This window comes from Clostridium sp. OM02-18AC (assembly GCF_003481825.1).
Taxonomy (GTDB): Bacteria; Bacillota; Clostridia; order Lachnospirales; family Lachnospiraceae; genus Brotaphodocola.
In genome coordinates this window covers 115,963-138,832 of sequence record NZ_QULW01000005.1, presented here as the reverse complement: position 1 = coordinate 138,832, position 22,870 = coordinate 115,963, and the positions used below count along the sequence as shown (strand labels likewise).

Here is a 22,870-nt window from a genome sequence, read left to right as displayed (position 1 = left end):
CTGATTACATAGAAACCTGTAAAGGAATCCATTGGAAAGGAGGGCTAAGCCAATGAGTATTATTGACTTCATAGCAGTAGTGAGCTTCGGCTTAACCTGCTTTAGTATCGGATATACATTAGGCAAAGATAATCATAAAACACAAAAATAACCGCCCTGGTCTGGTAAACTAAGCGGTTATCTTTGATGATATTCTAAATAGTAAAACGGACTAACCGTCTATCGGTAGCACTCTTTTTCTATAATCATATTAGCACGCGTCTGTGGAAATGTCAAAAATTTTCTTCTTTCTCAACTATATCTATTTCCATACATTTTTACAACCTATTTCAAGTGTTCCTCAAAAATTAATTCGAGTTCCTTATTCCCTCTCAAGAATTCATACTCTTTCTTATTTTCAATTTCCGAATACAATTCACGAACAAAATTTTTTCCAACTCCCGAAAAGGCTTTTCCCTGTGCAGTATCTTCATACCTGTAATACAAAGGGGATTGTGTCATATTCCAAGGCTTCTGTGATTCACTTAATAATTGCTTAATTAACTGAACACATTTTTCTACATCTTTTCGATATCCAGCAATCAGCAGATATGGCACTGTGTTGCCGTAATTCCATAGTCCAAACAACGATATCATGTGATCTGTAATCTCAGCAATTCTCTCTGCTTTATCATGATTTTCTGTTTCTTCTTCCATTTCAATTAACTTATACAAGTAGCTTTGAATATTGACAACTGCCTGTAGCAGTTTCCCTTCCAGGAATAACGCAGCAGTGTCTGTTCCTTCCTGATGTGCTAATACACTTGTTTTCATAATCGTTGCATCAATTACAGTATCAGGAATTTTTTTCAAAAGGGCATTTGCTTCTTCATATTTCTCCATTTGGACATATTTTGTTGCAAGTATAAAAACGCTTGAATTTCTCACTCTTTCATCCTGACTGTCTGCTGTTCGTTCCAGCCACTCAATAATAGCTGTATTATATTCCATTCGTTCTTCGTCATTAAGATCTGACAAAGTCAAAGATCCGTTCAGAACGGTTGCGATCGTATATATTAATAAGTCGCAATGAGGATACTCCTGTATTTTACGAGATGCCATCTCGAAAGCCTCTGTAAAGCTGTCCAATGAAACTTCCGAAAGTTCATTCACAAATTGTCCAATCTCTTTTTCTGTCAATTCTTCATGAAACGAAAACAATTCATTCATATCAATTTTCAATAGTCGTGCCAAAGCTGGAAGTAATGAGATATCGGGATATGTATTTCCCTTTTCCCATTTATTTACCGCTGGAGTAGAAACACCCAGATAATTTGCCACCTGTTCTTGTGTTAATCCCGCAGTTTTTCGATAATTTTTTATCTGCTCACCAATACGCATTGTTCACACCTCCTGTCCTTATTTCCATTATAGCGTTCCCAATACATGTTTACAATTGAGCCTTTGTTTACTTATTACTTTCTTTTTTTAACTTTCAATTAATTTTCTCTAATATTTATATCATCAGCAACAAACTGCCCACAAGTTTATGAACGGGCTACTAACCCTCAAACGACAGTGTATTACATTGCATCAACTAAACCAACCTTGTTATCCTGAATCACCACTCCTTCATCTTCGCTTCATGCCTATTTTTCATAATTTGCAACTGGTATATAATGACAGGGATTAGAAAAATCACAGCAACTATGCCTAAAATAACAGACCGATTTACAGTAGCAAATGCCGCGAGCATAAGCATTAATAACAGCCATGGATTTCGCAAATTACTGTAATAATTTGCCCTATCTTCATAGGACGTATGAAGTTCAAAAGGTTTTCCATCATTTTCTTTTTCTACAATCAGCAATTCCCTGTTAAATGTTGTAGTGTTTGTTGCAATACGACCGCCAATTTCAGCCCACGGACGCCAGCGAACTTTACCAACAGAATAATTAAGATTGATATTTTTATAGAATACGGAATATCCCATTTCTTCCAAGAAATCATGGTAATCTTCAGCATTAGCTTTTGATTTTTGTCCTATAAACTCCACGCAATATTGAACTTGACCTGGCTTACATTTTTCAAATTCATAGAGTAATTTTCCCGTTCGAATAAGGCGATAACCTTTTTCAGCCATCTTATTCAGCCAGTTTTTCTGTACCGTCAATAGCCCGCCAAAAAAACGATAACACTTTTTGCTCATAATGTACCTCCTACAATTCCGCTTGCAATACCTACAAGTTCACGAAGTCTGATAAGTTCTTTTTCAGCTATCTCCTTTCCTTTTACAGTGATAAGATACTCTTTTTTTCTACCTTCACTATCTCCGAAAAGCTCAATCCATCCCTTTTCCTGCATTGAATTTAATGCACCATATAAAGTGCCTGCTCCCAATGAAAGCCGCCCACCTGTTTTTTCTTCAATGAACTGCATGACAGCATATCCGTGTTTAGGTGAATAGAGTGAAAGCAAAATATAGAATGTCACTTCTGTGAGTGCACCACTTTTCACATTATCCCTCATAGCATCCCCTCCTTATTACGGTTACTGTAATAACTATATCAGTAACCGTAATAAAAATCAAGAGATGTGAAATAAATCTTAATAAGCCGGATAGTATTATACTTTTCCTGTTCAGTCCTTTACAACCAATACTTATATATAAAGTATTTCTCTCAACACCATTTCTTCTGCATTGGCTTTTATATTATTCATCAGCCTAACCCACTTCGTCTGGTTCTGTACCTTTAATTCTTCAGTTACACCCTGTTTTTCTGCCATCTGTTCCATAAGCATTTCCACCTGTTCTCTGCTCTCCTGATCAATCTGATTCAGGTGTTCCGTCAGCTTTCCAGTCAACAACAAATATTGATATTTTGCTAATCTGTGTTCCTTCAGAAACTGTTTTCGCAGCATTCCATATTTCCCATATATCGGTTTTTCTTCATTCAATACCAAATTCGGCAAATAATAATCTCCATGCAAAGTATAGCTTAATCCGTTCTTTTCATCATAAATGTGTGTTTCCATAATCTTATCTCTCCATTTCTCTGTTTTTTGATTTAGTTTTCTTACGCTGCTGATTCTCCATCTCGCTTTTTTTCATTCCCCATGCCAATCTTTCATGAATATTTCCCTTCGGCATTTGCTCCATCCGTCGCTTTTCTTCCAGGACTTTCTCGTTTTGAATATCCTGCTGTACTGCTGTATCTACAGTTTCTATTCCAAGAACACGCACAACACGATCATACCTATCAGAAACACCTTGTAATATATCTTTTTCTTCTGACAATTTCTGATTGTCTTTACGTATATCATCCAGTTCTCTCTGAATAGCATTATATTTCTGTTTCACCTTTTGATATTTTTTCTTCCACCCTTCCACCTCTTTCGTGAGTTCTTTAACCTGAGCCGCCATTACAGCAACCTTATTCTTTATTTGAAGAAACAGTGGTTTAATTTTTTTGTCTCGATAGATTACTGCCCGTTCTAGCGTGCCCGCCTCCGGCAGTAACATTTTAACTGTTCCATATTCTTTGATTTCTTTGCTCACACTATCCATAATCGGTTGTAGCTGTTCTCTGCGATCTTCCAGGCTTTTTAGTTCTTTTTCTGCACTCCCTGCCTTTTGTTCTGCTTCTTGCTTCGCCTTGATTGCCTGTTCCTTATCGTCTTTTAAATTCTGGATATCTGCTCTGGATTCTGCAATTTGTGCTGTTAATTCTTCTTTTTCAGCAGTTAGATGCTCTTTTTCCTGCTCCAATTCCTGTACTTCCTTTTTCCGTTCTTTTTTCTTGAAGTTATAGACATCCAGATGTTCCTCATGAGTACCTTTCTGTTCCCATTCAATTCCATACTGCCTTGCAATCTCTGCCAGTACTTCTTTTTCATGATTTATCCACTGATTCAGCTCCGTATCATGCTTATTTCCACCTTGAAATCCAAGACCTTTTAATGCCTGTTTCAGCGAAACTCTGGTATCCATTCCTTTTCCTTTCCAGCCCGTCACATAAGGAATAAAGTCAATATGAAGATGTGGAGTAGCCTCATCCTGATGCAAATAGCAACTAAATACCCGAAGTGTCGGATTCCGTTTCTGGAAATCTTTTACATACTCATCCAGTACGTTTACAGCCAGATTTCCTGCTTCTGTTCCAACAGCCATATCTTCTCGGTTTCCAATCTGGAAAATCACTTCATGGAACAACTTTTCCTGTTTTCCCTGCCGGATTTTTTCATAGTAATTTGTAATCTTCCGGTCTTTTCTTTTCCCGGTATTGTATCTCTCCACAGCATCATCAAATAACTCTTTGTAAACTTCTTTCAGATTTTCATTCTGGTAACAAATATTTAATTGTACTCTGTCTGGGTCTACATTCTCTGCGAAAAACTCTCTCCTGTTATGAGCCAGAGAACCTTTCCCAATCATACCGCTAATTGTTCGTTTTATCATAATGTTTCTCACCTCTTTTCTAATCAAGTGCTAGATATGGCACATAATTTTTATTCACGCCAGTAATAGCGATATTAAGAAACTTTCGCCGGATACGGCGGTTTTGTTACTTTTGTCAAAAGTAACGCAAAAGCACTTTCGACAGCCGTACCGTCCATCAAAAGTACCCTTGCGCCCTGCCGGGGGCTATTCCTCCCGTTGGTCGGTTCACTCCTGCGTTACTTGTATGGCTGAATTATCCCGGTATCCTTGCCCGGATATATTCCAGATCACCACAATACGGTGTTCCTACAAGATACCATTCTCTTGCAGGATTCATTTCCATTCTAGTCTGAACCCATTCATCATCAAGCAACACTTCCAGGCATTCTCCACAGTGAAATCCTGTATCAATCCATAGATCTGATGATAATAATCCATATCTTTTGTTATAACTGTTATATCCTAATCTTCCTTCTCGCATTATGCCATTCTCCTTTCATTTAGCGTTTCCGCAGGGACGCCCTGAATCAGGGCTCCCTTTTGAAAATTCTCTTCTCCACCAACAAACTCCCGGCTACATCTTACCAGCTTTCTACTTGTCTGCTATCTACAGGTGCGTGACACGCTCCTGTAATAAAGTAGTCAGAAAGAACCTTTACCATCGAAAGTTCTCCGGTATTCCCCGTCTGTCCAGATATTCCTGCCGGAACTTTTCCCTTTCTTCTTCCGTTGGTGCTGTTTTGGATTTGCTATACACTTCACGATTCACCATTGCATCCAGTTTTTTCTCCAATCCCAACCGGATTATTTCTTCGCCATCGTAGTTATCCATCAAAAAATATTGCAGGAGTTGAAAAAATAACTCGTATGGAATCTGTACATTTTTATTTTGCATCTGTTCTCCTTTCAAGGTGGCAAGATTCCCTCTTCTTAAGAAATGGTAATCTTGCCATCTTCCATTTTTATTCTGGCAGCATCCAATACCATTGCTTTCCACGTTTTACAGAATCAATTTCAAGTTCCCGTTTGGCATTCCATAACGTTTTACTTTTTATTCCTCTGGTTTCGGCTTCTTCTGCAATTTTCTTTTGAGTCATTCCTCCATTTGCCAGTATCTCAAGGAGAAATTCTTTTGCTTTCCGACTTTTCTGTCCTCTTCCGTCTCCATTAAGAAGTTCATCGGCACTGATATCATATTCTCCAATCCATTCAAACCCATTATTCTTATCCAGTCTGAATGCAATGGACGTTCCTTCCGGTGCAAGAGAACTCTTCGTATGACATACCACTCTTACTTCCGGTTCATCTTTCACTCGCCCGACAATCAGAACACTTCTTGCAGCAGCCTGAAAATCAATGGATCCAAGTCCTCGATAAGAAGATTTGCCGTTGCTGTTTTTGTTCATATGACCGATTAAAATGACTGCACAGTGATATTTTTCTGACAGCACTGCGATACGCTTCATCAGTGGTCTGATCTCATTTGCCCTGTGCATATCTACGTCCGCTCCCAGAAAGCCCTGTATCGGATCAAGAACAACCATTTTTGCTTTTGTCTGCACGATTGCTTCTTCCAATCTGACATCTGCCATTGTCAGTGGCTGGTCACTGTCATCAATCACCAGCACCTTTGAACAATCTGCACCTGCATCAAGTAATCTGGGTTTGATAGTATCTCCAAGTCCATCTTCTGCTGTCTGATAGATTACATTTACAGGTGACACAGAAGACTGTTCCTGCATATTATCTTCAGCATCTAAATCTTCATTCTCACTATCGACTTCATCACTTCGTTTTTCTTTTGTTTTCGTTGTATCAGTAACAGGAAGAATCGGCTCTCCTCTGGTCAGTTTTGCAATAATCTGAAGTACCATCGTTGTCTTGCCTTCTCCTGGATCTCCCTGTATAATGGTCACTTTTCCATAAGGAATAAACGGATAAAGCAGCCATTCTACCTGTTCCACCTCTACTGAATCCATATTGATCAGTTTCAGTTTTGGTTCTATTCTACAATTCTCAATTTTATTTTTTTCATTCATATTCATTCCATCATCTCCTCTTGCCCTTCCGGGCAAGTCTCTGATGAACAGATATTCGGGAATTGTCGTATTTCCCGATTCGTGATATACTGAATCTGCCAAGATGGTATATCAGTGAATCTGATTATCAGAGAACTTGCTCAGATTATTTATCTGGGCTTTTTCTTTTGCCTTTTCAACATTCATCTCTTTCTTCTCCCAATCCGGTAACAGCATTTCCATTTTCATTATCCAGAAGATTTGCAATCTTTCTCTGCTGATTTGGATAAAGATGTCCATAAGTGTTCAATGTTATACGAATATCTTTATGACCTAATCTGTCCCGAATCAATAACGGTTCCACACCTTTCTCAATAAGATAAGCTACATGGCTGTGCCTGATATCATGCACTCGAATTTTCTTCACTCCTGCCAGCTCAATCTGCCGTTTCATCTTATGCTGTACCGCTTCCTGAACAACCGGAAATAATCTTTCTGTATCCGGCATTCCGTAATGACCATCTACAAATTCCTTAATTTCCTCTTTCAGAAATTCCGGAATTTCGATTGTCCGAAAGGACTGTTTTGTTTTCGGTTCTGTGATAATATCCTGCATTCCTGTCCGGTAATAAGTCTTATTGATACTAAGCCGATTCTTTTCAAAATTGATATCAGCTTTTGTAATCGCAAGCAGCTCCCCGATCCTGCATCCAGTCCAGAACAACATCTCAAACATAAGATAATATCTTGTTCCCGGCTCCATTGTCTGTATAAACTGTTTGTACTCGTCCAGTGTCCAGAAGTTCAAACTTCTCGAATCTGAATTTCCCATTCGTTTCACTTTCTTGCATGGATTAACCGGCAGATCATAGATTTTAGCTGCATGTGTAAACAGGCTGGTCAACTGATTCTGTATCATTCTCAAATAAGAATCTGAATATCCTTTCTTCTGTATTTCATTCTGCCACTGAATAATCTGCGAAGCCTTGATCTCACTCATCATCTGATTTCCAAAATATGGAACTATATGCTGTTGCATCATATATCTTTTATTTTTGATTGTTCGATCTTTCAGATCATTTTGTTTGTCTGAAAAATAAATCTCAATAAAATCGCTCAGCTTCATATCCATACTTCGCTCATTGCTCAACTTTTTGCTTCGTTCAAACTCCAATGCTTCTCGCTTTGTTTCAAATCCACGCTTTCTGCGTTTTTTCTTCTCACCCATGACATTTGTCTCAAACCACTGGGCTGTCCATTTTTTTGTGTCTTTTTCTCTGTAAGCCATATTGATCCTCCCTAATTTCCTGCTATTTCATAGCCATACATCTTTTTTGCCCAAAACGCCTTTGGTATTCTTCCAGCCATCGTAATATATCCCTGTGCAGATAATTCTTTATTCATAGCTTTCACCAGTTTATAGGCATGAGATTTTGAGCAGTTTAATTCCTGTGCCACTTCATCAGCACTCATCATATAATTGTAACTTGCCATATTGCCTCCTCCTTTCCTCTCCAGATATAGAATACGTTTACTGTATTTCTATATCTGTACGATTTTCGTAAATTGATAATATCATGTATTTCTATCGTTGTCAATATTTCGTAAACACATTTTTACGAACTTCGTACACTATTTTTTCTTTATTTTATTCCACGTCTGTGTTATGATATTTTATAGATTTATGTTTTTCGTAATTTTCTAATATATGAAAAAGGAGGATTCTATGGGTGACGGTAAAAATTTAAAGAAATATCTTGATGAAAAAGGCACAAATGTCCGCAAAATTGCAAAGGCAACCGGAATCAGTGCTACAACCTTATATTCAATTATTCAAAAAGATTCCAATATTCGATTTGATTTTGCATTAAGACTTGCGAATGAATTGCAAATTGATGTGAATGAGATATGTTCTGCCAGTCCATTTTCTGGCACAATTAAGGAAGAAGAGATTTATCCTACACTTCCAGACGGTTTGAACGGAGCATTAGACGCAAGTCGTGTAAAGACTTACTTAAAAAATTCTATGTATCCGCTGATGTACCTTTTCGGTAAGAACAGTATGCCTGATGTAGATAATCTGCTTACATCGTTCTATCAGCTTGATGATGAATCCAGACAGGAAGTTGTGGAAACTATCCGTCTGAAACTACAATATCATCGTGATCCGGAACGTGCTGAACAGATCAAACAGATCAAAGGCTGGTAAAAAATTACTCCTGTGAATAGCAAACATTCGCAGGAGTTTCTTTTTGGCACCGTTTTGGCACCGCTGGTCTTATTTTTCAATTATAAATTTATCTGTATTTCATCTTGCTGATAAATGTTTCGCTATTGCAAATCTGATAAATTTACGAATAATTCTTTTCTTAGAGTACAGAAAAACCCCAGAAACACAAGGTTTCTGGGGTATCTTACGTTTGGACACAGAGTGTACTCCTGACACTCAATTTATATCAAGTTATAATTACTCGATGATTGTAGCAACACGACCTGATCCTACAGTACGTCCACCTTCACGGATAGCGAAACGAAGACCCTGCTCCATAGCTACCGGATGGATCAGCTCAACGGTCATCTCTACGTTATCACCAGGCATGCACATCTCGGTTCCTTCCGGAAGCTCGCAAACGCCGGTTACGTCAGTTGTTCTGAAGTAGAACTGCGGACGATAGTTGTTGAAGAACGGGGTATGACGACCACCCTCGTCTTTGGTCAGAACGTAAACCTGTGCGGTAAACTTGTTGTGGCACTTTACAGATGCCGGCTTACACAGAACCTGTCCACGCTCGATCTCAGTTCTCTGGATACCACGAAGCAGAGCACCGATGTTATCACCAGCCTGAGCCTCATCCAGTAACTTACGGAACATCTCGATACCGGTAACAACGGTCTTCTTGGTCTCCTCGTGGATACCAACGATCTCAACCTCATCGTTCAGATGAAGAACACCACGCTCTACACGGCCGGTAGCAACGGTACCACGACCGGTAATGGTGAATACGTCCTCGACTGGCATCAGGAACGGCTTATCAGTCTCACGCTGCGGATCCGGGATCCAGCTATCAACTGCATCCATAAGCTCCATGATCTTGTCGCCCCACTCGCCCATCGGATCTTCCAGAGCTTTCAGAGCAGAACCCTGAATGATCGGGGTGTCATCGCCCGGGAACTCGTACTCGTTCAGCAGCTCACGGATCTCCATGTCTACTAACTCAAGCAGCTCCGGATCGTCAACCATATCACACTTGTTCATGAATACAACGATGTACGGTACGCCTACCTGACGGGAAAGCAGGATGTGCTCTCTGGTCTGAGCCATAACACCATCGGTTGCTGCTACTACAAGGATAGCGCCATCCATCTGAGCTGCACCGGTGATCATGTTCTTAACGTAGTCAGCATGTCCTGGGCAGTCAACGTGTGCATAGTGTCTCTTCTCAGTCTCATACTCAACGTGTGCGGTAGAAATGGTGATACCACGCTCTCTCTCCTCCGGAGCCTTATCGATGTTCTCGAAATCGGTAGCGGTGTTACCAGCAACTCTCTCAGACAGAACTTTGGTGATTGCTGCGGTCAGAGTGGTTTTACCATGGTCAACGTGGCCGATGGTACCAATGTTACAATGCGGTTTGGTTCTTTCAAACTTTGCTTTTGCCATTTTATAACGTCCTCCTTGATTTGCCCGCCTAGTACGGGCGATTGATTATATGGTTAGGCTGTTCTTTATTATATGCTATTTGCGCAATATTTTCAAGCCTTTTCTCTATTCCGGGCGGCAGTCCCGCAAAGCCTCTCAGCCGGAGCTGGAGATACATTCACGGAATGCCTGTGCCGGAAATTAGATTTGATTGTAATTAAGGTTTAATTACTTTTTGTGCTCGTTGATAACCTTCTCCTGTACGGACTTCGGAACCGGCTCGTACTTCTCGAAGAACATGGAGTAGTTACCACGTCCCTGAGTCTTGGAACGAAGGTCGGTAGAGTAACCGAACATCTCGGAAAGCGGAACGTATGCTCTTACGATCTTACCGCCGCCTAAGTCATCCATACCCTCGATACGGCCACGACGGGAGTTGATATCACCGATAACATCACCCATGTATTCCTCTGGCATGGTAACCTCAACCTTCATGATCGGCTCAAGCAGGATAGCGCCTGCCTTCTGCATAGCCTCCTTGAATGCCATGGAACCGGCAATCTTGAATGCCATCTCGTTAGAGTCGACCTCATGGTAAGAACCATCGTATACGGTAGCTTTTACGCCGAGTACCGGGAATCCAGCAAGGATACCGGACTTAGCAGCCTCTTCGATACCAGCGCCAACTGCCGGGATGTACTCTTTCGGGATAGCACCACCGACAACGGTAGACTCGAACTTGAAGGTCTCTTCTGCGTTCGCATCCATCGGCTCGAAGTGAACTTTACAGTGACCGTACTGACCACGACCACCAGACTGCTTCGCATATTTGCTGTCTACGTCTACGGCCTTGGTGAAGGTCTCTTTGTAAGCAACCTGCGGAGCACCAACGTTAGCTTCCACGTTGAACTCTCTCAGAAGACGGTCTACGATGATCTCCAGATGTAACTCACCCATACCGGAGATGATGGTCTGGCCAGTCTCCTGGTTGGTGGATGCACGGAAAGTCGGATCCTCCTCTGCAAGTTTTGCAAGTGCCTCACTCATCTTGCCCTGACCAGCTTTGGTCTTCGGCTCGATAGCGATATCGATAACCGGCTCCGGGAACTCCATGGACTCCAGGATAACCGGATGATTCTCATCACAGATGGTATCACCGGTACCGGTAATCTTAAAGCCTACTGCTGCAGCGATATCGCCGGAGTAAACTTTGTCGATCTCCTGTCTCTTGTTAGCGTGCATCTGAAGGATACGACCAACACGCTCTTTCTTGCCCTTGGTAGCATTCAGAACGTAAGAACCGGAATTCATGGTACCGGAGTACACACGGAAGAATGCCAGTTTACCTACGAACGGGTCAGTCATGATCTTGAATGCCAGAGCTGCGAAAGGCTCTTCGTCGGAAGAATGACGGAATACTTCATTGCCGTCCATATCGGTACCCTTGATAGACGGGATATCGGTCGGAGCCGGCATGAACTCGATTACAGCGTTCAGAAGTCTCTGAACACCTTTGTTTCTGTATGCACTACCGCAGCATACCGGAACAGCGGTACACTCACAGGTAGCTTTTCTTAATACTTTCTTCAGATCCTCGATAGACGGCTCTTCGCCTTCCAGATACTGCATCATCAGATCGTCATCCAGCTCGCAGATCTTCTCTACCAGCTCGGTGTGATATAACTCTGCATCATCCTTCATATCATCCGGGATTTCGCAAACAGTAACGTCGTCGCCCTTATCATCGTTGTAGATGTAAGCCTGCATCTCGAACAGATCGATGATGCCCTTGAACTCGTCCTCTTTACCGATCGGCAGCTGTAAGCAGATAGCGTTCTTACCAAGTCTGGTACGGATCTGCTCTACTGCACCGTAGAAGTTCGCACCCAGGATATCCATCTTGTTGATGAATGCCATACGCGGTACGTTGTAGGTATCGGCCTGACGCCAAACGTTCTCGGACTGCGGCTCTACACCACCCTTTGCACAGAACACGCCGACAGCGCCGTCCAGTACACGAAGGGAACGCTCTACCTCAACAGTAAAGTCTACGTGACCTGGGGTATCGATGATGTTGATACGATACTCCGGCTGTCCTTTGATCGGACGGTTGTCCTGACCATGAATGGTCCAGTGACAGGTAGTAGCTGCTGAAGTAATGGTAATACCTCTCTCCTGCTCCTGCTCCATCCAGTCCATGGTAGCAGTACCTTCGTGAGTATCACCGATTTTGTAGTTTACACCAGTGTAATACAGGATACGCTCAGTCAAAGTGGTCTTACCAGCATCGATGTGAGCCATGATACCAATATTTCTGGTTCTCTCCAACGGATATTCTCTTCCAGCCAAAGCTTTTTCCTCCTATTAGAATCTGAAGTGGGAGAAGGCCTTGTTAGCCTCTGCCATCTTATGCATGTCTTCTTTACGTTTTACAGATGCACCAGTGTTGTTTGCTGCGTCCATAATCTCGTTTGCCAGTCTCTCTTCCTGGGTCTTCTCGCCTCTCTTACGGGAGAACATGGTGATCCAGCGAAGTGCAAGAGTCTGACGTCTCTCCGGCTTAACCTCGATCGGCACCTGATAGGTAGCACCACCGATACGTTTTGCCTTAACCTCCAGAACAGGCATGATGTTGTTCATAGCCTCTTCGAAGACTTCCAGAGCCGGCTTGCCGCTCTTCTCTTCTACACGGTTAAATGCACCGTATACGATTTTCTGTGCAACACCCTTCTTACCATCAAGCATGATGTTGTTGATCAGCTTGGTTACAACCTTGTTGTTGTATAAAGGATCTGCTAATACATCTCTTTTCTGAATATGTCCTTTACGTGGCACGTTACTTCCCTCCTTAATTATAGAAATTAATTCATAGGTACTCACATGTTTCCATAAAAATGTGTTCGCGCACGGTTCTATCTATTCCTGCAACCACAGGCAATATCATCCCGGCACTAACTACTTTTACTTACGTTAGTGGTACTACTAGTGTAAGTTATTACTTATTTCTTCTTAGCGTCTTTCGGTCTCTTAGCGCCGTACTTGGAACGAGCCTGCTTTCTGTTGGCTACGCCTGCGGTATCAAGAGTACCTCTGATGATGTGGTATCTGGTACCCGGAAGGTCCTTAACACGACCACCACGAATTAATACTACGCTGTGCTCCTGTAAGTTGTGTCCCTCGCCCGGGATGTAGCTGGTTACCTCGATACCGTTAGAAAGACGTACTCTGGCGATTTTACGAAGTGCAGAGTTCGGCTTCTTCGGGGTTGCAGTCTTAACTGCGGTGCAGACACCTCTCTTCTGCGGTGAAGAAGTATCAGTTGCACGCTTCTGTAAGGAGTTGTATCCTTTCTGCAGAGCCGGTGCAGTAGACTTCTTAACTGCGGTCTGTCTTCCCTTTCTCACTAACTGGTTGAATGTTGGCATTCCTTTCACCTCCTGTGATATTGTCTGTTGGTTGCTGTATTTCTTTTCAGCTTTTTTGCGCATCAAAAAATCCTGCGATTTTCGCACGCCATTCTATTATATCCATTCCCACATGTCATGTCAAGGATATTTTTGTAATTTTTCGATACATTTTTTGCTCCTGTTTTCGCCATTTTCCCGCACTTTTTCTGCTGGTATTTTTATAACTTTTCCAGAACTTTTCCAAGAAGCTTTCCCGGATCTCTTTTTGGACATTTTCCCGGACAACACAGAATAAAATGAACTGATCAGAGTATTTCCAAAAGGAGAACTTTTATGCTTCCATCCCGCCCAAAGGCCCTGTTAATTTCCCTGGTTGCCTCTTACCTGCTGTCTGCCGTGCTGCTGTTTATCCTGACTTTCATCCTCTATAAGCTGAAGCTTCGGGAATCGCAGATCACACCGGCGGTCTATCTGCTCTATGGCATTTCCTGTTTTGCCGGCGGTCTGCTCTGTGGGAAGGCACTGCGCACCCGGCGTTTTTTCTGGGGACTGCTTACCGGGGTTTTGTATTTTCTGGCACTCTTTGCCGCTTCGATTCTGCTGCGCCAGGGCAGAGTCCCGGATATTTCCCACGTACTGCCAGTGCTTGCATGCTGCGTCGCAGGCGGAATGGCAGGTGGAATTCTCAGTTAACACAAAAATTGCGTGTGAAACAATTTTCACACGCAATTTTTCTCCTGATGCTATTCATTCTCTTCTTTCTTTTCCGATTCTTCCTCTTCCGTTTTTTCCGGATGATGGATCTGAATGCGGATCTTGCCGATCCGGTTTTTATCCATATCTTCTACTTTTAAATGAAGATTCTCGTAATCAACTTCTTCCCCGGCTTCCGGCAGATGATCCAGAAGCCCGATCAACAGACCTCCAATGGAATCGTAGTCTTCTGACTGCAATTCCAGACCAAGCCGGTCATTTAAATCATCCAGTTTGGTGGAGCCATTGACCAGATACTCATCCGGACCGATTTCTTTTACCTCGTCCTCTTCGTCCTGATCATATTCATCTCGGATTTCTCCAACGATTTCCTCCAGCATATCCTCCAGTGTGATCAGACCGGCAGTTGCGCCGTATTCATCCAGCACGATAACAATGTTATTGAAGGTCTTGCGCATTTCCATCATCAGTTCCGCTGTCTTCTTGTATTCATACGTGTAGAGCGGCTGGCGCAGATAATCGCGGATGGAGAAATTTTCTTCTTTGTCGTGATCGAATAAAATGAAATCTTTCATATTAACAATGCCAATGACATTGTCTGTATTTTCTTCGTAGACCGGGATACGGGTAAAGCGCTCCTTCTGAAACAGCTCCATAAGCTCATCGAACGATGCCGTAACATCTATCATGACCATGTCGATACGCGGAACCATAACATCTTTTGCAACAGTATCCCCGAAATCAAACACATTATTGATCATCTTTTTTTCTTCGCTCTCGATCACACCTTCCTCATGGCTGACTTCCACGATGGTACGCAGTTCATCCTCTGTGATGGGATCCTGTTTTTTGTTTGGATCTACCCGCAGTAAAAACAGAACGCACATAGAGAGCTTATTCACGATAAAGATGACCGGAGTCAGAACAACCATCAGTACATGAATGATTCCTGCATAGGCAAAAGAAATCTTTTCCGCATACAGCGTAGACATCGTCTTTGGCGTAATCTCACCAAATACCAGAATCAAAAGCGTCAGTACACCCGTTGCCGCACCGACAGCTGCATTGCCAAAAAGACGCAGCGTCAGTGTCGTCATCAAAGATGAAGCCGACAGGTTCACGATGTTGTTGCCAATCAAAATGGTACTCAGCATTTTGGCAGGATCTTCAATCACTGCAGCCACCATCGCGGCGCGCTTGTCGCCGCCCTCAGCCAGAGTCCGCACTCTCACCTTATTTACCGTGGTAAGCGCAGTCTCTGCCGATGAGAAAAACGCGGATAGCATCAGCAGAACCAGAACCGCCGCCAGTTGTATGCCCGTACTGTCTCCCGAATCTAACATAAGAATTTTTTCGCTCCTTTATTTTTTTCATACGATTTTACATGGTTTCCTGACCGCTGTCAACCAGACTTTTGATGCTGTTTGCGCGCTGTTCAGACAACAATGACGTTTCTTTCGGAAAGACGCCGCGGATTTCTTTGATCACTTCTGCAGTGAACAGAATGCCAGAGCCAAGAAATACAAAGATATCTCCAAGATTGAAGACCACTTCTTTCAGTTTTCCACACTGAATACTGAAATAGTCCACAACATAACGCCGTACCAGACGGTCATAGAGATTGCTGATGGCGCCGCCCAGAATAATGGCAATGCCAATCTTTTGCACCCGTTTTCCTTTCTGTGGAAGCAGCGCAGTCAGAAAACCGAAAAGTCCGGAGATGACTGCCAGCGGCAGCATCCGTACTACTTCCCCATGCTTTTCCAAAAATCCAAAAGGAAATCCCGCGTTATGATTTCGATACAAAAGGATTTTTCCGCATGTGTGACGCAGTGGTTTTGGAAAATCCTCCGGTTTTTCCCGTTCAATCAGCCATTTGATCCCAAGGTCCAGCGATGAAAGCGCTGCAATGATTCCGGTATAGATCATGATGTTTCCTTCCTCCTGATGTTTTTATTTTCCATTCTCTTCCTTTATAACTGATTCTGTCTGCAGATATCGCTCCATAGATCACGTTTTCTATTTTCACGATCATCTCCATTGTACTATTGAATCACCGCCGCGTCAAACAGCATATACTATGAAAAACCGTGCGGAGCACCTATGATTCCATGCAATATTTCCCCTGCTTCTGAAGATTATGCAGATTTCATTGTCCGCTATTCCCCCAGAGCCGTAGAATCCCTCTATGAACTGACCGGGACGCAGTGTGTCAATCTGGTCAGCCAGGAATATGCCATCGTCCATGTGCCACTGGCAAATGTTCTGCCATTAAGTTTTACACAGCAGACCTATTCCGCGATCCCAAAACTCTACGGTCTTCAGGATACCACCGCCCTGGAAAGCGCCGGCATTCTTCCTGTCTTTTCCCAGCCAAATCTGACAAGTACCGGTCAGGGAATTCTCATCGGACTGATCGACACCGGAATCGACTATACCAATCCGCTGTTTCAAAACCCGGATGGGACCAGCCGTATCCTAAGCATCTGGGATCAGACCAGACAACGTGATTTCGTCCCGGAACCGGTCGCCGGCTTTCAGCCTTTTTACGGTACGGTATACAGCCGCGAAGATTTAAACCGGGCACTTGCTTCGGAAGATCCTCTCTCCGTAATTCCCCCGACGGACACAAACGGACACGGGACGTTTCTCGCCGGTGTGGCCGCTGGTAACCAGACCGACACCATTCCATTTTCCGGCGCCGCGCCAGATGCCACACTGGCCGTTGTACGCCTGAAACCTGCCAAGCAGTATTTAAGGGATTTTTTTGCAGTCTCCCCTGAGGCAGATGCTTACCAGGAAAACGACATCATGGCAGGAGTCGCTTTTCTCCTTGGTATCGCCGGACAATACCAGATGCCGCTTGTTCTCTGTCTCGGAGCCGGCACCAGTCAGGGCAGCCACAGCGGCGTTTCTCCCCTGTCCATACAGCTGCAGGCTTTAAGCGGCACCCGCGGCTTTGCCTGCGTCCTAGGTGCCGGAAACGAAACCGGCTTTGGGCGGCATTACACAAACCAACTGCCTCAGGAACAGAAATACGATGACGTCGAACTCCGCATCGCTTCTCCCGGCCGCAGTTTTTCCATGGAGCTGTGGGCAGATGCCTCGGAACTTTATACCATCGGCTTTGTCTCGCCTTCCGGTGAAGTGATCGAACGGATTCCCCTTGCAGTCGGACAGGAAACCACCCTTTCTTTTCAACTGGATGCCACCCGGATCTTTGTCAGCTATCAGATCACAGAATCTGTTTCCGGGCGTTTTCTTGCCTTTCTCCGTTTTACGGATCCGATGCCAGGCATCTGGCATATCCGGGTTTACCCCACCCTCTACCTTACCGGGCAGTTTCACATCTGGCTTCCCCTCCAGAGTTTTCTCTCAGATGATACCCGTTTTCTCCGCCCTGATCCCGACATCACCATCACAGACCCTGGAAATGCGCCGCTGCTTCTGACTGTCAGCACCTATAACCACATCACAAACAGTCTCTACATTCACAGCAGCCGCGGTTTCACTGCCACTGGTCAGATAAAGCCAGATCTGGCCGCCCCAGGTGTCGATGTACAGGGGCCGGCGCTGCAGCGCCAGGCAAGTTCCCCTCCGGAGCAGCGTGTACCGGCCGGGTCGTTTTCCCGTTCCAGCCAGCTTGGGAGAAGTCCGGTTTCTGACTCCGGGCAGGCTTCGCCACCCGGTCAGCTTTCCCTCACACGGCGCACCGGCTCTTCTGTCGCGGCTGCTCTCACCGCCGGAGCGGTTGCCTGTCTTTTTTCCTGGGGATTCACCCAGGGCAACGATGCAACACTCACCAGCATCTCCGTAAAATCTATTCTTATCCGTGGGGCAGACAGAAAAGAAGCGTTCCAGTACCCCAACCGACAGTGGGGGTACGGAACGCTGAATCTGTACCGTTCCTTTCTGCTGCTAAGAGAATAAACCATAAAAGAAAAGGGCGTAGCCAGCCCGTCAGCTTCGGACCTTTCTCTGGTTACGCCCTTTATATGTTTAGTTCGTCTCACCGGTCGGCTTGGTTCCCAGTGTAATCTGGACGGTACGCTCGGTGTACTGTCCATTTTCCAGGGACTGTACGGTCAGGTTTACGGTGTCGCCGCCTTTATAATAGGTCAGCATATCTTTCAGATCTGCCATCGTGCGGACAGTCTGACCATCAAACTTGGTAATGATATCTTTCTCATGTAAATCTGATTTCGATGCGGCACTGTCTTCTACAATCTTGTATACATAGATACCTCTCGGCATACCATACATACTTGCCGCAGTTTCATCGATGTTCTGACCCTGAATGCCCAGATAACCCTGCTGTGCCTCATCAACTGCAACACGGGTCTTCTTGTTCATCAGTTCATTGATGATATCCTGTGCCTGGGAGATCGGAATTGCATAGCCCATGCCTTCTACTTCCGTAGAGGAATATTTTGCAGCGTTGATACCAATGACCTCACCCTTCATATTCAACAGGGCGCCACCGCTGTTGCCAGGGTTGATTGCTGCATCGGTCTGAAGCAGGGTGCGGGTTGTCTGATCCTCTGCCTTAACCTCACGGTTCAGGGCGCTGACATAACCAACGGTTACCGACTGACCATAGCCAAGGGCATTGCCGATCGCAACAACACCCTGACCAACCTTTAATGCATCGGAATCACCAAGAGTTGCAACCTTGATCTGACTCATGGTATCAGATGGGATATCCTTTAACGGAATGGCAATGACTGCCAGGTCTGTCTCGGAATCGGTACCTTTGATTGCTGCTGCGACCTGCTGGTTATCGATAAAGGTAACCGTCAGCTCCTTGGAGTCCTCAACTACATGGTTGTTGGTAACGATTAAAAGTTCCTCGTCGTTCTGACCAACAATGATGCCGGATCCACTGCTCGGAACCTCGACAGTCTGACTCGGTCCGAACCAGGTCTGCTGCTGCATAACCATGGTATTGTTGATGGCAACAACCGATGGCATTGCCTTCTCTACGATGGAAGAAACATCCGTCTGAATTGCTGAGGTAACCGGTGCTCCCGCGGTGGTACTTCCATCGCCAGAATCCGACTCGGCAACTTTCACCTGTGCCTGGGTTTCCGTCTGACCGATGGTAGTATACTGTCCTTTCAGATACTCGCCCATGGTATCGACTGCAAACATCGTTCCACCTGCTACCGTACCAAACAAAACTGCTGCTGCCGTAACCGCTGCAACTTTTTTCGCCATACCATGACCGCTGCGTTTTGCATGTTCCGGTTTCTGATGCGCATTATGATGAAACTCCGGTCTGCGCGGTGCCCAGCCACCGGTTGTATGATGGGTCTGTGCCTGTGCGTCTGCCTGCTGTGTGCTTTCCTGGGCTGCGTGCTGTGCGCCCCATGCAAAATCCTGGTTCTGTCCGGATGCCTGGCCGCTACTCTGCGGTGCAGACTGCCATGCATCTGCACTGCCACTCTGGCTGCTTCCCTGCGGGGCCGACTGCCATGCATCTGCACTGCCACTCTGGCTGCTTCCCTGCGGGGCCGACTGCCATGCACCTGCACTGCCACTCTGGCTGCTTCCCTGCGGGGCCGACTGCCATGCACCTGTGCTGCTGCTCTGGCTGCTTCCCTGTGCTGCGGACTGCCATGCACCTGCGCTGCCATTCTGGCTGTTGTCCTGTGCTGCAGACTGCCATGCACTGGCACTACTTCCCTGCCTGTTTTCCTGTACAGAGTTCTGACTGCCTCTTACTTCCTGGCTCTCTGCGCCCTGCACGGTGTTGTTGCGGTATTCCATATGTTCATCGTCGCGGTTCTGATAACCAGCTTCCGAATAATCTTTTCTGTTATCTCTGTCTTCTTCGTACATAATGATGATCTCCTTTCTGTACTTCTTTTCTTAACTCTGTAAAGAACTATAACAGACAATTGTGATACAATTGTGTTCGATTTTCAATTTAATTGTGAACGGTAAACAATATTGCACGATAACGAATGAGGGGCGAAAGTTCCCACAGCCGCCATGCATGGCGGCTGTGGGAACTTTCGCCCCTTTGATACTTACTGTGCTAAATTGTTCAAAATTTACTGCCCCGGTCCTGCCACCATTCCGGAAACCGCGGAAGATGATGAGTTGCCGCTTCCGGATGGTCCCGCAGAGGACGGGTTGCCGGAACCAGTCGGGGTTGTGGATGTATTTCCCGGATGACTTGCTGCGCTTGTCGGCGTCGTGCTGCTTCCCGGGTGGGATGCTGCCGTCGGAACCGTACTGCCACCACCCGATGTGGTAGTCTCCGTATTGCTGCCCGGATGGGATGCCGCACTGGTTGGCGTCGTACTGCTTCCCGGATGGGACGCTGCACTGGTTGGGGTTGTACTGCTTCCCGGGTGGGACGATGCGCTTGTCGGCGTCGTGCCGCTTCCCGGGTGACTGGCAGAACTGCTCTCCGCAGTGCTTCCCGGATGAGAGGCAGATGTCGATTCGGATGACGTTCCCGGACGGTCTGTTACCTTAGAATCTGCAATTCCGGACTCACCGGTTGAAGACTCATTGTTCTTATGACTGTTGCCGCTTTCCGATTCCTTCAGTTCTCCATTCTCGTCCGTCTCTGCTTTGGAGGCATGGCTGCTGGAGATGGTCTCGTCTTTTACCAGGAATCCGTCCGCGTCAGTCTCATATTTTACATATTTGCCGTCTGCATCGGTCTCCATCTTGACCTTCTTGCTGACTTTTTTGCCATTCTTGTCATACTCGTATACGGTCTGATAGCCTTCTTCCTCTTTGCTTTCCGATTTATCAGAGGATTTGGTGGCTGCCGCCGTCGTTTTCTGCGGCTGTACGACTCCGCCGCCCGTTCCTACATTTCCTACAAACTGCCCTTCCTTGTAGATGCCGGTATCGGAAGAAATCTTCGCGCTGATCTTCTTTACCGTATCGGAAGGCGTGTATGCTTCGTCACCAAACAGGAACTTATGCAGTTCAATGACATTGCTCTCCAGTGTTGCCGGAACAACAACCGCGCCCTTCTTGCCCATATTGGCATCGCCGCGGGCCTGCGGGAATCCGGTTGTCTCACCCAGATGGAACTTGCTGATGTTTCTCGCATTGCTGACCAGATCGTCAACGCCGATGCTGGTCGATACCTGCGGAAATACCGTTCCGATCAGGGTATAAAGCGTCTGGAAATCTGCTTTCTTTGATTTTTCAAATGCCTGTGCAATGATCTTACGCTGACGCTCGGTACGCGCATAGTCCGTATCCATCAGGCGCAAACGTCCATATGCTACTGCCTGGACACCATCTAAATGATTCATGCCTGCATGGGTCAGCTGGTGGGAACCGATTCCAGTTGCTTTTACGGTCTCCGTGATGAAGGAGTTGATATAGAAGAACTCTGCCTTACTCAGCTCGATATCCACACCGCCAAGCACGTCGATCGCATTTGCTACAGCTTTCCAGTTAAAGGTCATGTAATCCTGGATCTGAAGGTCAAGGTTGCGGTTTAAAGCCTCTACTGCCTGCTTCGGACCGCCCATAAAATATGCCTGGTTTACCTTGGCATAAGATCCCTTATCATTGATATTTAAGTAAGAATCACGGTATACCGACACCAGTTTGATCTCACCGGTATCGCGGTTGATGTTGCAAAGAATGATAACATCCGAGTTTGTAGACTTCTCGATCGCGTTGTCACGCGCATCGACGCCAAAGATGGCAATGGTCCAGTAACCCTTCATGTTTTCTTCTGCATCTACTGCGATGTCATTGGTCTTGATCTCACTGATCTGGAAATCCTCCGAGCGCTGGATCTTGGACATCATACGTGCCATAAAGGCATAACTGAAAATTGCCACCAGTGCAATGCACTCTGCCACGATCATGGCAATGATACGGCGGCGGCGTTTTTTCTTTGCTTCACTGCGGCCAAACTCAGAACGTCCGCTGCGGCGCCCGCCTCCGGAAGTTTCTGTCGTTCTTGTATCCCAACGGTTTTCTCCGGTTTCGGCATCTCTCATACCGCGCTGGCTTCTTCCCTGCCCAGTGCCCCGGGTATTCTGTCCGTTTCCTGCTGAGGCTGCGTTTCTGCGGCGGCTTCTTCCAGACTCACCTTCTCTGGCATTCTGCCAGTTTTCCTCCACACCGGCATCCTGGCGCTGACTTCCAGCGGCTTCGCTGTCTGCTCTGCCGCTCCACTCTTCCCCGGCTGTTCCTGCACGGTGGCTGTTTCCAGCTCCTGCCTTTGCAGCTGCTGTCTCGCGCACGGCACGGCTTCCGGCTGTCTCCCGCACGGCACTGCTGCGCGTGCTTTCATCCGATGCACCGGTCTCGTAATCTGCGCTGTTTCTGCGGCGGGATGAGGCACGCACACGGCCCATCTCCAGTTCGTCAAGCATATCCGGTTCTTTGGTGCTTCCGGAAGCTTCCGGTTCATATTGGCGTTTCGGCTGCTTGGGAAACGCATAGATCCGGGAATCTCCCATAACATCCAGTTCCCGCTCTGCAGCCTCCTGGCGCTGTCTCTGGCGTCTCTCCCAGCGTTCCCGTTCATTTGCGTAACCGCCTTCCCGATCAGAAGACGCATACGCTCCGGAACTGTCTCGCATATGGGGATTTCGTCTGCTGCGTCTTTCTGTACTGCGCTCTAACTCATCGTCATAATCGTGACTCATGTTTTGTACCTCATCTTAATTCCTGCCTG

General features: G+C 45.6%; 21 protein-coding genes. 3 read left to right on the top strand and 18 right to left on the bottom strand.

Features of this window, described 5'->3' with window-relative positions; all coding sequences use genetic code 11:
• Positions 1-324 precede the first annotated feature (324 nt).
• From DXB18_RS05350 to DXB18_RS05305, 10 genes are all read right to left on the bottom strand, one after another.
• A complete protein-coding gene (locus DXB18_RS05350) occupies positions 325-1,380 on the bottom strand; it encodes a helix-turn-helix transcriptional regulator (RefSeq protein WP_117598187.1) in 1,056 nt (351 codons plus the stop codon).
• A gap of 220 nt (positions 1,381-1,600) precedes the next feature.
• A complete protein-coding gene (locus DXB18_RS05345) occupies positions 1,601-2,188 on the bottom strand; it encodes a DUF2812 domain-containing protein (RefSeq protein WP_117598186.1) in 588 nt (195 codons plus the stop codon).
• On the bottom strand, positions 2,185-2,508 hold the full coding sequence (locus tag DXB18_RS05340; protein WP_055056227.1) for a PadR family transcriptional regulator: 324 nt from the start codon (positions 2,506-2,508) through the stop codon (positions 2,185-2,187). Before DXB18_RS05340 ends, DXB18_RS05345 begins: the two co-directional genes overlap by 4 nt.
• 132 nt (positions 2,509-2,640) lie before the next feature.
• Positions 2,641-3,015: a TnpV protein gene (locus DXB18_RS05335; RefSeq protein WP_117598185.1), complete on the bottom strand. Its 375-nt coding sequence runs from the start codon at positions 3,013-3,015 to the stop codon at positions 2,641-2,643.
• Between the two features lie 4 nt (positions 3,016-3,019).
• Positions 3,020-4,438, bottom strand: coding sequence for a plasmid recombination protein (locus DXB18_RS05330; protein WP_117598184.1), 1,419 nt, complete (start codon positions 4,436-4,438; stop codon positions 3,020-3,022).
• A gap of 235 nt (positions 4,439-4,673) precedes the next feature.
• Complete coding sequence (locus DXB18_RS05325; RefSeq protein WP_055258605.1) at positions 4,674-4,901, bottom strand: DUF5348 domain-containing protein; 228 nt, start codon at positions 4,899-4,901, stop codon at positions 4,674-4,676.
• A 174-nt stretch (positions 4,902-5,075) separates the two neighbouring features.
• Positions 5,076-5,315, bottom strand: a complete 240-nt coding sequence (locus DXB18_RS05320) for a hypothetical protein (protein ID WP_055258607.1) — start codon at positions 5,313-5,315, stop codon at positions 5,076-5,078.
• 67 nt (positions 5,316-5,382) lie between these two features.
• Positions 5,383-6,459: an AAA family ATPase gene (locus tag DXB18_RS05315; protein ID WP_117598203.1), complete on the bottom strand. Its 1,077-nt coding sequence runs from the start codon at positions 6,457-6,459 to the stop codon at positions 5,383-5,385.
• A gap of 175 nt (positions 6,460-6,634) precedes the next feature.
• Positions 6,635-7,726, bottom strand: a complete 1,092-nt coding sequence (locus tag DXB18_RS05310; RefSeq protein ID WP_117598183.1) for a site-specific integrase — start codon at positions 7,724-7,726, stop codon at positions 6,635-6,637.
• 11 nt (positions 7,727-7,737) lie between these two features.
• Positions 7,738-7,932 carry a hypothetical protein gene (locus DXB18_RS05305; protein ID WP_004850599.1) on the bottom strand — a complete coding sequence of 65 codons (195 nt, stop codon included), beginning with the start codon at positions 7,930-7,932 and terminating at the stop codon, positions 7,738-7,740.
• A 232-nt stretch (positions 7,933-8,164) separates the two neighbouring features.
• Here DXB18_RS05305 and DXB18_RS05300 point away from each other — a divergent pair, with 232 nt between their 5' ends.
• Positions 8,165-8,647 (top strand): helix-turn-helix transcriptional regulator, encoded by a 483-nt coding sequence (locus DXB18_RS05300; protein ID WP_008790928.1) that lies wholly within the window; start codon positions 8,165-8,167, stop codon positions 8,645-8,647.
• Positions 8,648-8,905: 258 nt separating this feature from the next.
• Here the strand turns inward: DXB18_RS05300 and tuf are convergent, their stop codons facing one another.
• The 4 genes from tuf to rpsL form a co-directional block, all read right to left on the bottom strand.
• Complete coding sequence (gene tuf / locus DXB18_RS05295) at positions 8,906-10,099, bottom strand: elongation factor Tu (protein ID WP_118706427.1); 1,194 nt, start codon at positions 10,097-10,099, stop codon at positions 8,906-8,908.
• A 207-nt stretch (positions 10,100-10,306) separates the two neighbouring features.
• Complete coding sequence (gene fusA / locus DXB18_RS05290) at positions 10,307-12,427, bottom strand: elongation factor G (protein ID WP_118540278.1); 2,121 nt, start codon at positions 12,425-12,427, stop codon at positions 10,307-10,309.
• A gap of 15 nt (positions 12,428-12,442) precedes the next feature.
• Entirely contained in the window at positions 12,443-12,913 is a 471-nt protein-coding gene (gene rpsG, locus DXB18_RS05285; RefSeq protein ID WP_118531413.1) for a 30S ribosomal protein S7, read from the bottom strand.
• 164 nt (positions 12,914-13,077) lie between these two features.
• Positions 13,078-13,503, bottom strand: a complete 426-nt coding sequence (gene rpsL / locus DXB18_RS05280; RefSeq protein WP_118540279.1) for a 30S ribosomal protein S12 — start codon at positions 13,501-13,503, stop codon at positions 13,078-13,080.
• Positions 13,504-13,818: 315 nt separating this feature from the next.
• Between rpsL and DXB18_RS05275 the strand changes: the two genes are divergently transcribed.
• Positions 13,819-14,178, top strand: coding sequence for a TIGR04086 family membrane protein (locus DXB18_RS05275; protein WP_118540280.1), 360 nt, complete (start codon positions 13,819-13,821; stop codon positions 14,176-14,178).
• A 50-nt stretch (positions 14,179-14,228) separates the two neighbouring features.
• Here DXB18_RS05275 and DXB18_RS05270 read toward each other — a convergent pair whose 3' ends face one another.
• Together DXB18_RS05270 and DXB18_RS05265 are read right to left on the bottom strand one after the other, a co-directional pair.
• Positions 14,229-15,542 carry a hemolysin family protein gene (locus DXB18_RS05270; RefSeq protein ID WP_118706425.1) on the bottom strand — a complete coding sequence of 438 codons (1,314 nt, stop codon included), beginning with the start codon at positions 15,540-15,542 and terminating at the stop codon, positions 14,229-14,231.
• A gap of 37 nt (positions 15,543-15,579) precedes the next feature.
• A complete protein-coding gene (locus tag DXB18_RS05265; RefSeq protein ID WP_118540282.1) occupies positions 15,580-16,128 on the bottom strand; it encodes a signal peptidase II in 549 nt (182 codons plus the stop codon).
• A gap of 174 nt (positions 16,129-16,302) precedes the next feature.
• Here DXB18_RS05265 and DXB18_RS05260 point away from each other — a divergent pair, with 174 nt between their 5' ends.
• The gene (locus DXB18_RS05260; RefSeq protein WP_118706423.1) at positions 16,303-18,129 is read left to right on the top strand and encodes a S8 family peptidase; all 1,827 of its coding nucleotides are present in this window, start codon (positions 16,303-16,305) and stop codon (positions 18,127-18,129) included.
• A gap of 69 nt (positions 18,130-18,198) precedes the next feature.
• On the opposite strand, the gene DXB18_RS05255 is transcribed toward DXB18_RS05260, so the two are convergent.
• Positions 18,199-20,040: a trypsin-like peptidase domain-containing protein gene (locus DXB18_RS05255; protein WP_243103177.1), complete on the bottom strand. Its 1,842-nt coding sequence runs from the start codon at positions 20,038-20,040 to the stop codon at positions 18,199-18,201.
• Between the two features lie 215 nt (positions 20,041-20,255).
• Positions 20,256-22,841, bottom strand: coding sequence for an LCP family protein (locus DXB18_RS05250; protein ID WP_118706421.1), 2,586 nt, complete (start codon positions 22,839-22,841; stop codon positions 20,256-20,258).
• Positions 22,842-22,870: the final 29 nt, after the last annotated feature.